Origin of the sequence: Streptomyces hygroscopicus subsp. hygroscopicus (assembly GCF_001553455.1) — a bacterium.
Taxonomy (GTDB): Bacteria; Actinomycetota; Actinomycetes; order Streptomycetales; family Streptomycetaceae; genus Streptomyces; species Streptomyces hygroscopicus.
This window is the reverse complement of record NZ_BBOX01000257.1, coordinates 1-13,499: the sequence shown is the minus strand read 5'-3', so window position 1 is coordinate 13,499 and position 13,499 is coordinate 1. Positions and strand designations below refer to the sequence as shown.

Below are 13,499 nucleotides of genomic sequence, written 5' to 3'. Positions count from 1 at the left end.
GCGCCCCACCCCGTCCCGGCCGTCGGCCGGTCACCGGTAGCGCTTCAACTCCCGGCGGGCCAGCGAGCGCTGGTGCACCTCGTCCGGGCCGTCCGCGAGCCGCAGGGTGCGGGCCGCCGCCCACAGCTCGGCCAGCGGGAAGTCCTGGCTGACTCCGCCCGCGCCGTGCAGCTGCACCGCCCGGTCCAGGATCTCCACCACCGTGCGCGGTGTCGCGATCTTGATCGCCTGGATCTCGGTGTGCGCCTCGCGGTTGCCCACCGTGTCCATCAGCCAGGCCGTCTTCAGCACCAGCAGCCGCAGCTGCTCGACCGCCACCCGCGCGTCCGCGATCCACTCGTGCACCTGGCCCTGCTGGGCGAGCGCCTTGCCGAAGGCGGTACGGTCCACGGCCCGTCGGCACATCAGCTCGATACCGCGCTCGGCCATGCCGATCAACCGCATGCAGTGGTGGATCCGGCCGGGGCCGAGGCGGGCCTGGGCGATGGCGAAACCGCTGCCCTCCTCGCCGATGAGATTGCCCACCGGCACCCGCGCCCGGTCGAAGACCACCTCGGCGTGGCCGCCGTGGTAGTGGTCCTCGTAGCCGTACACCCGCATCGCCCGCCGCACCTCGACCCCCGGGGTGTCGCGCGGCACCAGCACCATCGACTGCTGACGGCGCACATCGGCGCCCTCCGGGTCGGTCTTGCCCATCACGATGAAGATCTTGCAGTCGGGGTTCATCGCCCCGGAGATGTACCACTTGCGCCCGGTGATGACGTAGTCGTCGCCGTCGCGCTCGATCCGGGTCTCGATGTTGGTCGCGTCGGACGAGGCGACCTCCGGCTCGGTCATCGCGAAGGCCGACCGGATCTCCCCCGCGAGCAGCGGCTCCAGCCACTGCTTGCGCTGCCGCTCGTCGCCGAACTGGGCGAGCACCTCCATGTTGCCGGTGTCCGGCGCGGCGCAGTTCAGCGCCGTGGGGGCCAGCTGGGGGCTGTGGCCGGTGATCTCCGCGAGCGGGGCGTACTGCAGATTGGTCAGCCCCGCGCCGTACTCGGCGTCGGGCAGGAAGAGGTTCCACAGCCCCTGGCGGCGGGCCTCGGCCTTGAGTTCCTCGACGATCGGCGGGGTGAGCCACGGGGAGTCCAGCCGGGCGCGCTGCTCCTCCACGACCGCCTCCGCCGGATGGACGTGCTCGTCCATGAAGGCGAGCAGCTTGGCGCGGAGTTCTTCGGTCCGGGCGTCGAATGCGAAGTCCATGACGGGATCAGCTCTCCTGGAGGGTGGTGAGGCCGCTGTCGATGAAAGCGGGGACGATGTCGCCGATGCGGTCGAAGCCCGCGCCGACGGTCCGGCCGAGGGTGAAGCGGTAGTGGATGCCTTCGAGGATGACCGCGAGCTTGAAATAGGCGAAGGCGGTGTACCACGAGACGGTGCCGACATCGCGCCCCGAACCCTCGGCGTAGCGCTGGATCAGCTCGTCCGTGGTGGGGTGGCCGGGGGCGCCCTGGGTGGACGAGATGGGGGCGTCGGCAAGCTGTGGATGACCGCTGTACATCACGATCAGTCCGAGGTCGGTCAGCGGATCACCGAGTGTGGACATCTCCCAGTCGAGGATCGCCGTGATCCGGTCGTCGGCGTTCACCAGCACGTTGTCGAGACGGTAGTCGCCGTGCACCACCGTGGGCGCCGGGGAGGTCGGCAGCGTCTTGGCGAGCCGGGTGTGCAGCTCGTCGATCCCCGGCAGCTCACGGCTGCGCGAAGCCTCCAGCTGCTTGCCCCAGCGGCGCAACTGCCGCTCCAGGAACCCCTCCGGACGACCGAAGTCGCCGAGCCCGACCTCCGCCGGCTCGACGGAGTGCAGCGTCACGAGCGTGTCGACGAGGGAGAGGATGATCTCGCGGGTGCGCTCCGGGCCGATACCGGCGAGCTGCTCGGCGCTGCGGTACGGGGTGCCCTCGACGAACTCCATGACGTAGAAGGGCGCTCCGATGACGGTTTCGTCCTCGCACAGCAGCACCGGTTCGGGCACGGGCACGGCCGTCGGGTGCAGTGCGCTGATCACCCGGTGCTCCCGCGCCATGTCATGGGCGGTGGCGAGCACATGGCCCAGCGGCGGACGGCGGACCACCCAGCGGGACGTGCCGTCGGTGACCGTGTAGGTGAGATTCGAACGGCCGCCTTCGATCAGCTCGGCGCTCAGCGGCCCGCGCACCAGCCCCGCGCGTTCGCGGTCGAGATGGGCGCGGAGCCGCTCGAGGTCGAGCCCTGGGGGATTGCCTGCGTTCATCGACCCTCTTCCTCGGTATGCGACAGGGGACGGGCGGACCGTCCCGCCTCATGATGCCGACCAGTCGGTATGTAGTCCAGTGGCTCTCCGGTCCGGCCCGGCCCGACCCGGCCGGTCTTCGCCGGTGGGCCGTCGGCGGTCCCGCTGTCCGGGGACGACGAGGCGGCCCCGGAGACGGTACGGCCCCTGGTCCGCGACCTGGGCCGGGTACCGCTGGGCGGCGGTGGCGCTGGAGCACTGGGGCCGGGGCGGTACGGATTTGCGGTGGCGCCGGGGGAGCAGGAGCGTCGTAGGCGTAGGGGCCGTCGCAGCCGTGGGGGCCGTCGTAGTCGTCGCAGTACGTCGGAGGGGGCGTTAGAGGGCGTTAGGGGGCGTAGGGAAGGAAACGGGCTCGGCAGGTCACGAGCGAAGGAACCGCGAGGAGCGCCGCCATGAAGGCCATCAGCTACCGCCGCTACGGCGGTCCCGAGGTCCTGGAGTACGGAGAGCGGCCGGAGCCCAAGGTCGGCCCCGACGCCGTCCTGATCAGGGTCAAGGCCGCCGCCGTGAACCCCGTCGACTGGAAGGCGCAGGCCGGGTACCTCGAACCGGTCCTGGACGCGGTCTTCCCGGTCGTCCCCGGCTGGGACGTCTCCGGGGTCGTGGAGCGGCCCGGTCCGGCGGTGACGGAGTTCCGGCCCGGTGACGAGGTGATCGGGTACGTACGGGAGGACTTCCTCTCCAGGGGCACCTGCGCCGAGTACGTGGCCGCGCCCATCCGCACCCTCGCCCGCAAACCGCGGAACCTCTCCTTCGAGCAGGCCGCGGGCATCCCCCTGGCGGGCCTGACGGCCTACCAGTCACTGAGCCGGGCGCTGAAGGTCACCGAGGGCGACACCGTCCTGGTCCACGCGGCGGCGGGCGGGGTCGGCTCGATGGCGGTCCAGCTGGCCCGGCACATGGGGGCCCGCGTGATCGGCACCGCGAGCGAGCGCAACCACGAGTATCTGCGCGCGCTCGGCGCCGAGCCGACCACGTACGGGGAGGGGCTCGCCGACCGGGTCCGCGCCCTCGCCCCGCACGGGGTGGACGCCGTCCTCGACCTGATCGGCGGCGACGCGCTCACGGCCTCCTCCGCACTGCTCGCCCCCGGTGGCCGCCTGGCCTCCGTCGCCGACCACGCCGTCCTCGGTCTCGGCGGCCGCTACGTCTTCGTCCGCCCCGACCCCGACGACCTCCAGGACCTCACCGACCTCGCCGAGCGCGGCGCCCTCGGCATCGAGGTCGCCGAGGTCTTCCCCCTCCAGAAGACCGCTGACGCACAGCGGCTCAGCATGGCGGGCCACGCCCGGGGGAAGATCGCCATCACGGTGGCCTGAGCGGTCCGGGCGAGCCCGTCGGCGGGGCCCGGTGGCACCGACCCTCGGCTGCCCCGCGCATGCCGGTGCCGCGCTGCTGCCGCCCGCCCCCGGCCTGGTCTGTCGGCCTTGGCCTGCCCGCCCTTCCTGGGCCTGGTCTGTCGGCCCCCGGCCCAGGGGCGGAGGGGGCCGCCGCAGGCGCCCCCGTCCGCACCCGGCCCCGGCCCCGGCCGGTCGCCCCACGCCCACGGGGCCGACGAACCGGGGCGGGGGCAGCGGGGTGGCGGCAAGGGGCGCGTGGGCGATGGGGTGACGGTGAGGGGTGCGGGGTGCGGGGGCGATGGGGTGGCGGCGGTGAGGGGCGCGTGGGCGAAGCGGCGGGAGGGCCTTATCGCAGCATGGCCGCCCCCAGCAGCGCCAGGGCGAGCGTGCAGGCGACCGCGGCCACGGCCGCCCGCGGGGACAGGACGGGCGGCCGTGGCACGTTCATGGCCCGGATGCGGCGGTGGGCCAGCGCCAGGAAGGCGAGCCAGGTCGGCACGACCAGGGCCAGCACCACGAGCGCGACCGGGTCGATACCGTTGTGCAGGGTCTGCCGCCCCGCGAGCGAGGCGGCCACCGCGCACGCCAGCGTCGTACGCCGCCAGGCCAGCCGCGTTCGCTCCGGCTGGAGCCCCGGATCGCGGTTCCGGTTCCGGCCCTGTTCCTGGTTCCGGCTCCGGCTCCGGTCCGGCGTTCGCGTTCCGTCCGTCCTCTTCCCCTCCGCCATCACCTCACACCTCCCGGCTCACCCACCCCACCCGAAGGCGGCCACGACCACCATCAGCAGCGCGACCACCCCGACCGCGAGCCCCAGCACCACCGGGAAGCGGGACACCGGCAGGTCCTCGCCGCGCCGCATGGCCCGCTCACAGCGCACCCAGTGGCTGATGGCCCGCAGCGCGCAGAGCGCACCGCCGGCCAGCAGCATGAGCGCCAGTCCGAGCCGCAGCGCCCGACTCGTCTCCGGGAGGAACTGGTCGACCGCGAACCCGCCGCCCACCAGCGCCATCGCGGTGCGCAACCACGCCAGGAAGGTCCGCTCGTTGGCGAGCGAGAAGCGGTAGTCGGGGGTGTGGCCCTCCTCCCGCAGCCGCTCGGGCGCGAACCACAGCCGCACATCCGCGATGGCGGAGGCGAGACCGCCACGCGGCTCGGCGGTCCGGGCGGATTCCGAAGGGCCGGACGCACTGGCAGGCCCCGAAGGGCCGGGAGACCCGGACGGGCTGGCAGACCCGGAAGAGCCGGGAGACCCGGAAGGGCCGGGAGGCCCGGGAGACCCGGACGGGCCGGGAGACCCGGAAGGGTCAGCAGGCCCCGAAGGGCCGACGGGGTCGGAGGGGCCGGATTCGGTCACGCTTCGAGCCTCTCACGGCGCCACTCCACCAGCCGTCGGTACGCCTCCGCCCCGTCCGGCACCCACTCCCACTCGGGCAGCCGACGCGTCAGCTCCTCGTCGGTGAGAAAGGTGTACCAGGCGACCTCCTCGGCCTGCGGATCGACCGGCAGCTCACAGCGCACCTCGTAGATCCGGCTCCACCAGGTGTGCTCGGGCGTCTCGTAGAGGAACGAGAACAGCGGTACGGGCTTGGGCAGCCCCCGCACCCCCAGCTCTTCCTCCGCCTCGCGCAGCGCCGCCTCGTCGTAGCTCTCGCCCGCGCCGACGACCCCGCCGACGAACATGTCGTACAGCGACGGGAAGACCAGCTTCTCGGCGGTGCGGCGGTGGACGAAGATCCGTCCCTGGGCGTCCCGCGCCTGGATGAAGACGCAGCGGTGCCGGAGCCGGTGGGCCATGGCGTCACCGCGTCGGGCCTGGCCCACCACGCGGTCCCGCTCGTCCACGATGTCCAGCAGTTCGTCGGCGGAAAGCGGTTCCTGATCAGGCATACCGCCATACAAGCAGATCGCGCACGCGGTCAGCGCTGGTAGCCGCCGCCGTATCCGCCTCCGTAGCCACCGCCATAGCCGTGCCCGTCGCCGTACCCGTTCCCATATCCGCCGCCGGGTCCGCCCCCGTATCCGTCCCCGTAGCCGCCGCCGGGTCCGTTCTGGTGGCCGCCCCCGTAGCCCCCGTTCCCGCCGTCGTCGGCGTGCCGCCTGGCCTGCCGTTCGACCCAGCGGTCGAACGCCTCCGCCGCGTCCTGCCAGTCGTCGTACTGCCCCGGCCCCCGCTCCGACCAGCCCGGCCAGGAGGAGGCGGAGCGGTTTCCGCCGGACGACGGGGTGCGGGGCTTGGCCGACGGGGCGGAGTCGGCGGCCGGGGGCTGGACCGTCGGCCGCGTGGCGGCGGGCGTCCGCGGTTCGGGCTTCTCGGCGCGGGCGCCGCGCAGCGGGGTGTCACCCACCGCGGCCTCGGCGTACGGGACGGCACGGTCCTCCGGCTCGTCCGGGGCGGCCGTGGAGGTATGGGGTTCGGGGGCGGCCGACGCCTGACGGGCGTCCTTGCCCAGAAACATGAAGAGCGCGGTGGCGGCGCCGGTGGCCGACAGCAGAATCGCCCCGGCGGCCGCCTTGCGCCGGTTGTCCACCGGGCGGTGGCGGGCGTGCCGGGCCCCGATCACCTCACCGCGGAGCACCTGAGGCGCCTCGTCCGCGGGCGGTCCGGCTTCGAGGGGCTGCGGGCCGGGTGTGACGAGCGTCGGGTTCACCACGCGGCGTTCCACCTCGGGCGTCGGCCCTGAGTGCTCAACGGAGCGGTCAGCCATGGTCGATGATGATGCCCGCTTGCCCGAACCGTGTCCAATCTCGATGAAAGATTATGACCTTTTGTTCTGCACCCCCAATTCGCCGCGGTTTCACGGTGGTTGCGCGGGACATTCGGGCGGGATGCGCGGCACATTACGGGGGGATTCCCCGGAGATTCGCAGGGCATGAGCGGATGATCCTCGGTCAGCTGACGGGGCGGCACACCGGCCGGAGACCGCTCCCCTGTCCCGGGTTGACGCCGTACTGGCCGGTAGGCAGGATCGCGGTCATGTCACCGGCGGCGGGCGTCGGCGGGCGCACGAGGACGGGACACCACACCATGGCGTACGACGCGGATGTGATCGTGATCGGCGCGGGGCTCGCGGGCCTCGCCGCCACCGCCGAGCTGGCCGACGCGGGCCGCAAGGTGATCCTGCTCGACCAGGAGCCCGAGCAGTCGCTGGGCGGCCAGGCCCACTGGTCCTTCGGCGGCCTCTTCCTCGTCGACTCGCCCGAGCAGCGCCGCCTGCGCATCCGCGACAGCCGCGAACTCGCCTGGCAGGACTGGCTGGGCACGGCCGGGTTCGACCGCGAGGAGGACCACTGGCCGCGCCGCTGGGCCGAGGCGTATGTGGACTTCGCGGCGGGCGAGAAGCGGTCCTGGCTGCACGCCCAGGGGCTGCGGCTGTTCCCGCTCGTCGGCTGGGCCGAGCGGGGCGGCTACGAGGCGACCGGGCACGGCAACTCCGTCCCCCGCTTCCACATCACCTGGGGCACCGGCCCCGGGGTCGTCGCCCCCTTCGAGCGGCGGGTGCGGGCGGGCGCCGGCCGTGGCCTGGTCGACCTGCGCTTCCGGCACCGGGTGACGGGGCTGGCCCGCAGCGCGGGCACGGTCGACACCGTCACCGGCGACATCCTGGAACCCAGCCGTGCCGAACGCGGCACCGCCAGCAGCCGCGAGGTCACCGGCGCCTTCGAACTGCGCGCCCAAGCCGTGATCGTCACCTCCGGAGGCATCGGCGGCAACCACGACCTGGTCCGCGCCAACTGGCCCGAGCGGCTGGGCTCCCCGCCCGAGCGGATGATCTCCGGGGTCCCGGCCCATGTGGACGGCAAGATGCTCGGCATCGCCGAGGCGGCCGGTGGACGGATCATCAACCGCGACCGGATGTGGCACTACACCGAGGGGATCGAGAACTGGAACCCCATCTGGCCCCGGCACGGCATCCGTATCCTGCCCGGCCCGTCCTCACTGTGGTTCGACGCCCGTGGCAGGCGGCTGCCGGTGCCGCTGTTCCCCGGCTTCGACACCCTCGGCACGCTCGAGCACATCATGCGGACCGGCCATGACCACACCTGGTTCGTGCTCACCCGGAAGATCATCGAGAAGGAGTTCGCGCTCTCCGGCTCCGAGCAGAACCCGGACCTCACCGGCAAGAGCGTCCGCGATGTGCTCGGCCGCGTGCGGGACGGTGTCCCCGGCCCGGTCCAGGCGTTCATGGACCACGGCGCGGACTTCATCGTGGAGCGGTCGCTGACGGCGCTGGTCCGGCGGATGAACGAACTGACCGGGGAGCCGCTCATCGACGAGGCCGGGCTGCGGCGGGAGATCGTCGCCCGGGACCGCGAGATCGCCAACCCCTACACCAAGGACCTCCAGGTCACCGCCCTGCGCGGCACCCGCAAGTACCTGGGCGACCGGCTGATCCGCACCGCCGCCCCGCACCGCATCCTGGACCCCAAGGCGGGTCCGCTGATCGCGGTGCGCCTGCACATCCTGACCCGTAAGACGCTCGGCGGCCTCGAGACGGACCTCTCCTCCCGCGTCCTGACCGAGGGCGGCGAACCGCTGCCCGGCGTCTACGCGGCCGGGGAGGCGGCGGGCTTCGGCGGCGGGGGAGTGCACGGCTACCGCTCGCTGGAGGGCACGTTCCTGGGCGGCTGCCTCTTCTCGGGCCGCACGGCGGGCCGCGCGGCGGCCCAGGCGGTGGCGTAACGCCCGCGCGGCGGCGGCCGGGGTGGTGGGTAACCCCGCGCGGGCGTGGGCGGCCCGTGCGCATCCGCCGCGGCGTACGGGCGGGGAAAACCACACCACCCATGGCACCGACGGCACCACCAACGACGACACCCACGACAAACAACGACGGCAGCCACAGCGACAACGGCAACAGCACCGACGACAACAACAACAACAACGACAACGACGACAACGACGCTCACGGCGCCCGCGTCCGCGGAACTGACGACACCCGGTGCCATGATTCATCGCATGCGTGAGCAAGGTGCCGAAAGTTCGATTCACCCCCGATGGGTGCACATGGTCCTATTCATCGTACTGACGCTTCCGCTGAGCGGCTGTCTCGCGGCGGCCCACGCCCCGGTCCAGCGCGGCGGCTTGTGGGTGAACCCCGACAGCCCCGCCGCCCGGCAGGCGAGTGAGCGGCAGCGGGAGGGCAGGGACGGCGAGGCGGCGCTGATCCGGCGGATCGCGGACCAGCCGGTCGCGGAGTGGCTCGGCCCCGCGCCCCGCGACCGGGTGCGTTACGTCACGGAGTCGGCCGCCCACACCGGCGCCACGCCGGTACTGGTCGCCTATCACATCCCCTACCGCGACTGCGGGCGCTATTCGGCGGGCGGCGCGCGGAACGCGGCGGCGTACCGGAAGTGGATCCGCGAGGTGGCGGAGGGAATCGGTGACCGCAAGGCGATCGTGGTGGTGGAACCGGACGCGGTGGCCCAGGTCGTCGACGGCTGCGTCCCCCGCCGTCAGCGCGCCCGGCGGCTGGCGCTGCTGCGGCAGGCCGTGACCACGCTCAGCGCCCTGCCCCGCGCCAAGGTGTACCTGGACGCGGGGCACGCCGGCTGGATCGACAACGCCCGCCGGCTGGTGGCCCCACTGCGCAGGGCCGGTGTCCGCCGGGCGGACGGCTTCGCGCTGAACGTCTCCAACTTCCAGCCGACGCGGACCACCAAGGCATACGGCCACAAGCTGTCCGCCGCCCTCGGCGGTGCGCATTTCGTCATCGACACCAGCCGCAACGGCAACGGCCCGCTGGAGCGCGCCCGCGCCGCCCGGTACGGGATCCGGAAGGGGGAGAACTGGTGCAATCCGCCGGGACGGGCGCTGGGGGAGCCGCCCAGCACCGCCACCGGGGACCCCCTCGTGGACGCCTATTTGTGGATCAAGCGGCCCGGGGAGTCCGACGGAACCTGCAACGGAGGCCCCCCGGCGGGCCGCTGGTGGACCGCGTACGCGCTCGATCTGGCCCGCAACGCCCAAGGCCGCGCCCACCACGGCGGTGCCCATCACGGCGGTGCCCATCATGGCGGTGCCCACCATGGCGGTGCCCATCACGGTGGTGGTGCCCGTTAGGTCCGGGCCCCGCCACCAGGGGCCCGCCGCCGGTCACAGCGCGCAGACCGGGGCCTTCTCCTCTTCCTTGGCCCCCTTGGCCCCCTTCGTCTCCTTCTCCTCCTGCTCCACCTCCGTCTCCTCTCTCTCCTTCTCCTTTGCCGTCTCCTTGGCCTTTTCCTTGGCCGCCGGAGACGGGCTGTCCGCCCGCGCCGTCGGCACCGTTCCACGTGCCGGCCGCCTCCGCCCGTGGCGCAGCAGCCCCACCGACCAGATCACCACCGGGGCCAGGCACAGGGCGAGGGCGAGCACCGCCCAGGTGCGCATCACCGCGTGACTGTGCCCCAGGAAGAACGAGCCGATCAGGGAGCAGCCGAACACCCCCGCCCACAGCAGATGGATACGGAACGTGGTGAGCCGGTCGGGGCTGGACGAGTCGCCCTTGGGCGTGACCACGAACCGGCTGGTGCGCCGCAGTACCGCGTCGCACAGCGACTTGGCGTAGATCGGCGCGGACAGCGCCGACAGCAGCATCCCGGCCAGGCCGCCGGAGCCCTCCGGTTCGTGCGGGGAGACGTTGTGCCGCCGGTTCCAGACGTACAGGCCGATCTGGAGCACCGCCGCGTCGCTGTAGAGCATCATCCAGATCTCGGCCGGGATGTGGACCCCGGCCGCGCCCAGCACCAGGAACAGCGCACAGGACAGCGCGGAGAGGAGCCAGTTGATCGCGGTCATCGGGTAGTACGCGACCATCAGCGAGTAGTTGAGCAGTTTGCCCGGGGGCAGGGTGAACAGGCCCTTGGCGTACTGCTTGAGCACGGTCTCGTAGGTGCCCCGGCTCCACCGCATCTGCTGGGTGAAGAAGTCCGTCCAGGTGCTCGGTCCCTCGCCGACCGCCAGCACGTCGGGGGTGTAGACCGAGCGCCACTTCTTCCCGGTCGCGGGGTTGCGGCGGCGGTGCAGCTCGAAACCGGTGGCCATGTCCTCGGTGATCGAGTCGTACAGCCCGCCGATCGAGCGCAGCGCGGCGATCCGCACGGCATTGTTGGTGCCCACGAACATCGCGCCGCCATAGGCGTTCCCGGCCCGCTGGATCAGGGCGTGGAAAAGGAACTGCTGGCTTTCGGCGGCCTTGGTGACCGGGGAGTCGTAATTCCCGTAGACCTGCGGACCGACGACGAAGGCGATATCCGGGTCCCGGAAGTAGCCCAGCATGCGCTCCAGGAAGTTGGGCAACGGCACATGGTCGGTGTCCACACACGCCATGAATTCGTAAGCGTCACCGTGGGCGTCCAGCCAGGCGTTGTAATTACCGTGTTTGGTCTTCGCCCGGAAGGCGCCCTTGGGCTGATTCCACTTCTCGATGCCCTTGCGGGAGAAGTGCCGTACGCCCAGCCGCGCGCACAGCGCCTTGACCTCGTCGTCATCCCCCTCGTCGAGCAGCCAGACGTCCAGCGGCCCGGTGTGCCGGAGCCGCACCGCCCCCTCCAGCGTGGCCCGGACCATCGCGATCGGCTCCTTGCCGGGCACGAAACTGGTCAGGAACGCCACCCGGGTCCCCGGCTCGGGCACCACCGGCACCGGGTCGCGCGCCATCAGGGTGGCATGGGCGTTGGAGACGACCGTGAACAGGCGGAAACCCTCGATCAGCCCGATCGAGACCAGCATCGCGACATCCGCCGCGGTCTGCCACGCCGGCGCGTAGTCGCGCGTCACCCAGTGGTCCGGCCGCAGCAGCCACAGCAGCAGCAGCGCCGAGCACACCGGCGCCGCGCACAGCAGCAGCGCGGCCCGGAACCGGTGCGGCTCCTGTGCCAGCAGACTCCGGTAACGCACCCGGTAGGCGCGGTCCGCAGGGCGGTCCGTGGCGCGGTCCGCGGGCGCTTCCGTCAACGGGCCCGCCAGTTCGCTGTACCGCTTGTACTCGTACACCGGGGCGCGGCGGTGGTGCGGTACGCCGGAATCCGACGCCGTGCGCGCGGGCGGCGGCCCGGTGGACACGGTGCGTGCGGCGGATTTCCGGGGGGAATCTCTGACGGGGGTCGGTGCAGACATCTGGGCACTCCCGCGGGTCTGGCTGGAACCGAATCTCGCGTCGCGATGACCCATACGGACCATATTCATCAGGTCATCGCGCGAGATGAGAAGGTAACAATCCCACGGGGGATGACCGCGCACGTCAGAAATTCGGCGTGCCCTGTTGACGGTCCGTAAGATGTCCACTCCGACGGCCCAGCGGCGCGCGTCTTACGTGATTTACATCCCGCCGTCTGGCAGAGTCCGAACGGATCGAAGCCAATCGGAATACGGCGGATGGGGCGCAGTCGCCCGATGAGAGTCCTGCACATCATCTCCCGCCTCGGGGCCGGGGGAGCCGAACAGCAACTGAGGCTGCTGCTGCGCCATATGCCGGTGCGCTGTGACGTCATCGCCCTCTCGGGGCCCGGCGCCACCACGCACGGCATCCGCGCGGACGGCATCCCCGTCACCCACCTGCCCGTGGGCGACGGGCGCCGGCGGCAGCTCACCACGGTGCCCAGGCTGGTGCGGATCATCCGGTCCGAAGGCTACGACCTGGTGCACACCCATCTCTACCGGGCCTGTGTGCTCGGCCGGATCGCCGCCCGGCTGGCGGGGGTGCGGGCGGTGATCGCCACCGAACACAGCCTGGGCGAACGGCGGATCGACGGCCGCCCGCTCACGGCCGCCCTCCGCACCCGCTACCTCGCCGCCGAACGGCTGGGCTCGGCGACCGTCGCCGTGTCCGCCGCCGTCGCCGACCGGCTGCGCGAGCTCGGGGTGCCCAACCCCCGGATCCACCTGGTGCCGAACGGGATCGACGCCCGCCACTTCCACTTCGAGCCGGCCGCCCGCGCGGCCGCCCGCGCCCGGCTCGGCATCCCCGACCGGGCCTTCGTGGTCGGCGGGGTCGGCCGGCTGGTGGCGGACAAGCGGTTCGACACGGCGGTGCGGGCCGTCGCCGGGGTGCCGGACGCCCGGCTGCTGCTGGTCGGTGAGGGCCCCGAGCGCCCCGCGCTGGAGGATCTGGCCGCCCGGCTCGGCGTGGCCGACCGGGTCCGGCTGCTGGGGGAGCGCGACGGCGCGGTGGCCCCGGCCGACGACCGGCCCGCGGGGCTGCCCGGCCTGCTGGCCGCCATGGACGTGCTGGTCTCACCGTCCGAAGAGGAGGCGTTCGGCCTCGCCGCGCTGGAGGCGCTCGCGGCCGGGCTGCCGGTGCTGCACACCGTCTGCCCCGCCCTGGACGAACTCCCCGCCGGCGCCGCTCCCGGCGCCCGCCGCATCGCCCCCGGCCCGGCCGCGCTCGCCGACGCCCTGCGCCAGCAGTCCGCCGCGGGCCCTCCGCGCTTTCCGGTCCCGGACGCCGTCGACCGCTACGACATCGCCCGCGCCGCCCGCCGTCTGATGGACCTCTACGACCGCACCGCCACCTGCGGCCCCGACGGCTGCCTGCGGGTGCCGCCGGCGGGCCGTCACATGCCCCGCCGCGGGGCACCCGCGGGCTGAGCCAGAGCCGGTCCCGGCCGCCGTGCCGCCTTCGTACCGCGCTCCCGGGTCCCCGGACGAGGGCGCCGTTCGCCGTCGCGGCCAGCACCGGCCCCGGCCCCCGGCCCCCGGCCGCCGGGTCGGCTGTCCGCACGGGGCCGGGTCAGTGGCCCGCACGGCAGGCGCGGGCGGCCCGCGCCGCCGCGGCTGCTCCACCACGCTCCGCCCGACGGCCCCGGTGTTTCCCCGCGGCGCCCGGTCACCAGGACCGCTGGCCGGGCCGGAGACACGGCTCACGGCAGCT

General features: G+C 73.0%; 12 protein-coding genes. 5 read left to right on the top strand and 7 right to left on the bottom strand.

Annotated elements, in window-relative coordinates; genetic code table 11:
- Positions 1 to 30 precede the first annotated feature (30 nt).
- Positions 31 to 1,245, bottom strand: a complete 1,215-nt coding sequence (locus AXW62_RS24875) for an acyl-CoA dehydrogenase family protein (RefSeq protein ID WP_060946458.1) — start codon at positions 1,243 to 1,245, stop codon at positions 31 to 33.
- A 7-nt stretch (positions 1,246 to 1,252) separates the two neighbouring features.
- The gene (locus AXW62_RS24870) at positions 1,253 to 2,275 is read right to left on the bottom strand and encodes a phosphotransferase family protein (protein WP_060946457.1); all 1,023 of its coding nucleotides are present in this window, start codon (positions 2,273 to 2,275) and stop codon (positions 1,253 to 1,255) included.
- A gap of 431 nt (positions 2,276 to 2,706) precedes the next feature.
- Here AXW62_RS24870 and AXW62_RS24865 point away from each other — a divergent pair, with 431 nt between their 5' ends.
- Positions 2,707 to 3,633, top strand: a complete 927-nt coding sequence (locus AXW62_RS24865; protein ID WP_060946456.1) for an NADP-dependent oxidoreductase — start codon at positions 2,707 to 2,709, stop codon at positions 3,631 to 3,633.
- A 367-nt stretch (positions 3,634 to 4,000) separates the two neighbouring features.
- Here AXW62_RS24865 and AXW62_RS24860 read toward each other — a convergent pair whose 3' ends face one another.
- The 4 genes from AXW62_RS24860 to AXW62_RS44995 all read right to left on the bottom strand — a co-directional run bounded on the left by AXW62_RS24860 (position 4,001) and on the right by AXW62_RS44995 (position 6,359).
- Entirely contained in the window at positions 4,001 to 4,381 is a 381-nt protein-coding gene (locus tag AXW62_RS24860) for a DUF202 domain-containing protein (protein WP_079115778.1), read from the bottom strand.
- An 18-nt stretch (positions 4,382 to 4,399) separates the two neighbouring features.
- Positions 4,400 to 4,780, bottom strand: a complete 381-nt coding sequence (locus tag AXW62_RS24855) for a YidH family protein (protein ID WP_060946460.1) — start codon at positions 4,778 to 4,780, stop codon at positions 4,400 to 4,402.
- Between the two features lie 224 nt (positions 4,781 to 5,004).
- Positions 5,005 to 5,541: an NUDIX domain-containing protein gene (locus AXW62_RS24850; RefSeq protein ID WP_030833326.1), complete on the bottom strand. Its 537-nt coding sequence runs from the start codon at positions 5,539 to 5,541 to the stop codon at positions 5,005 to 5,007.
- A gap of 29 nt (positions 5,542 to 5,570) precedes the next feature.
- Positions 5,571 to 6,359, bottom strand: coding sequence for a hypothetical protein (locus tag AXW62_RS44995; RefSeq protein ID WP_176582580.1), 789 nt, complete (start codon positions 6,357 to 6,359; stop codon positions 5,571 to 5,573).
- Between the two features lie 320 nt (positions 6,360 to 6,679).
- Here AXW62_RS44995 and AXW62_RS24840 point away from each other — a divergent pair, with 320 nt between their 5' ends.
- The 3 genes from AXW62_RS24840 (at position 6,680) to AXW62_RS24835 (ending at position 9,712) form a co-directional block, all read left to right on the top strand.
- The gene (locus AXW62_RS24840) at positions 6,680 to 8,335 is read left to right on the top strand and encodes an FAD-binding dehydrogenase (protein WP_060946459.1); all 1,656 of its coding nucleotides are present in this window, start codon (positions 6,680 to 6,682) and stop codon (positions 8,333 to 8,335) included.
- 101 nt (positions 8,336 to 8,436) lie between these two features.
- Entirely contained in the window at positions 8,437 to 8,616 is a 180-nt protein-coding gene (locus AXW62_RS44095; RefSeq protein WP_159060952.1) for a hypothetical protein, read from the top strand.
- 40 nt (positions 8,617 to 8,656) lie between these two features.
- Positions 8,657 to 9,712, top strand: a complete 1,056-nt coding sequence (locus AXW62_RS24835; protein WP_252368718.1) for a glycoside hydrolase family 6 protein — start codon at positions 8,657 to 8,659, stop codon at positions 9,710 to 9,712.
- A 33-nt stretch (positions 9,713 to 9,745) separates the two neighbouring features.
- Here the strand turns inward: AXW62_RS24835 and AXW62_RS24830 are convergent, their stop codons facing one another.
- Positions 9,746 to 11,746: a glycosyltransferase family 2 protein gene (locus AXW62_RS24830; RefSeq protein WP_060946454.1), complete on the bottom strand. Its 2,001-nt coding sequence runs from the start codon at positions 11,744 to 11,746 to the stop codon at positions 9,746 to 9,748.
- Positions 11,747 to 12,022: 276 nt separating this feature from the next.
- Between AXW62_RS24830 and AXW62_RS24825 the strand changes: the two genes are divergently transcribed.
- A complete protein-coding gene (locus AXW62_RS24825; RefSeq protein WP_060946453.1) occupies positions 12,023 to 13,216 on the top strand; it encodes a glycosyltransferase in 1,194 nt (397 codons plus the stop codon).
- The last annotated feature ends 283 nt before the right edge of the window (positions 13,217 to 13,499 follow it).

Excerpts from the sequence above, each read along its gene's own strand:
- AXW62_RS24875 (WP_060946458.1), bottom strand. The coding sequence starts at position 1,245 with ATGGACTTCGCATTCGACGCCCGGACCGAAGAACTCCGCGCCAAGCTG.
- AXW62_RS24870 (WP_060946457.1), bottom strand. The coding sequence starts at position 2,275 with ATGAACGCAGGCAATCCCCCAGGGCTCGACCTCGAGCGGCTCCGCGCC.
- AXW62_RS24865 (WP_060946456.1), top strand. The coding sequence starts at position 2,707 with ATGAAGGCCATCAGCTACCGCCGCTACGGCGGTCCCGAGGTCCTGGAG.
- AXW62_RS24860 (WP_079115778.1), bottom strand. The coding sequence starts at position 4,381 with ATGGCGGAGGGGAAGAGGACGGACGGAACGCGAACGCCGGACCGGAGC.
- AXW62_RS24850 (WP_030833326.1), bottom strand. The coding sequence starts at position 5,541 with ATGCCTGATCAGGAACCGCTTTCCGCCGACGAACTGCTGGACATCGTG.
- AXW62_RS44995 (WP_176582580.1), bottom strand. The coding sequence starts at position 6,359 with ATGGCTGACCGCTCCGTTGAGCACTCAGGGCCGACGCCCGAGGTGGAA.
- AXW62_RS24840 (WP_060946459.1), top strand. The coding sequence starts at position 6,680 with ATGGCGTACGACGCGGATGTGATCGTGATCGGCGCGGGGCTCGCGGGC.
- AXW62_RS44095 (WP_159060952.1), top strand. The coding sequence starts at position 8,437 with ATGGCACCGACGGCACCACCAACGACGACACCCACGACAAACAACGAC.
- AXW62_RS24835 (WP_252368718.1), top strand. The coding sequence starts at position 8,657 with ATGGTCCTATTCATCGTACTGACGCTTCCGCTGAGCGGCTGTCTCGCG.
- AXW62_RS24830 (WP_060946454.1), bottom strand. The coding sequence starts at position 11,746 with ATGTCTGCACCGACCCCCGTCAGAGATTCCCCCCGGAAATCCGCCGCA.
- AXW62_RS24825 (WP_060946453.1), top strand. The coding sequence starts at position 12,023 with ATGAGAGTCCTGCACATCATCTCCCGCCTCGGGGCCGGGGGAGCCGAA.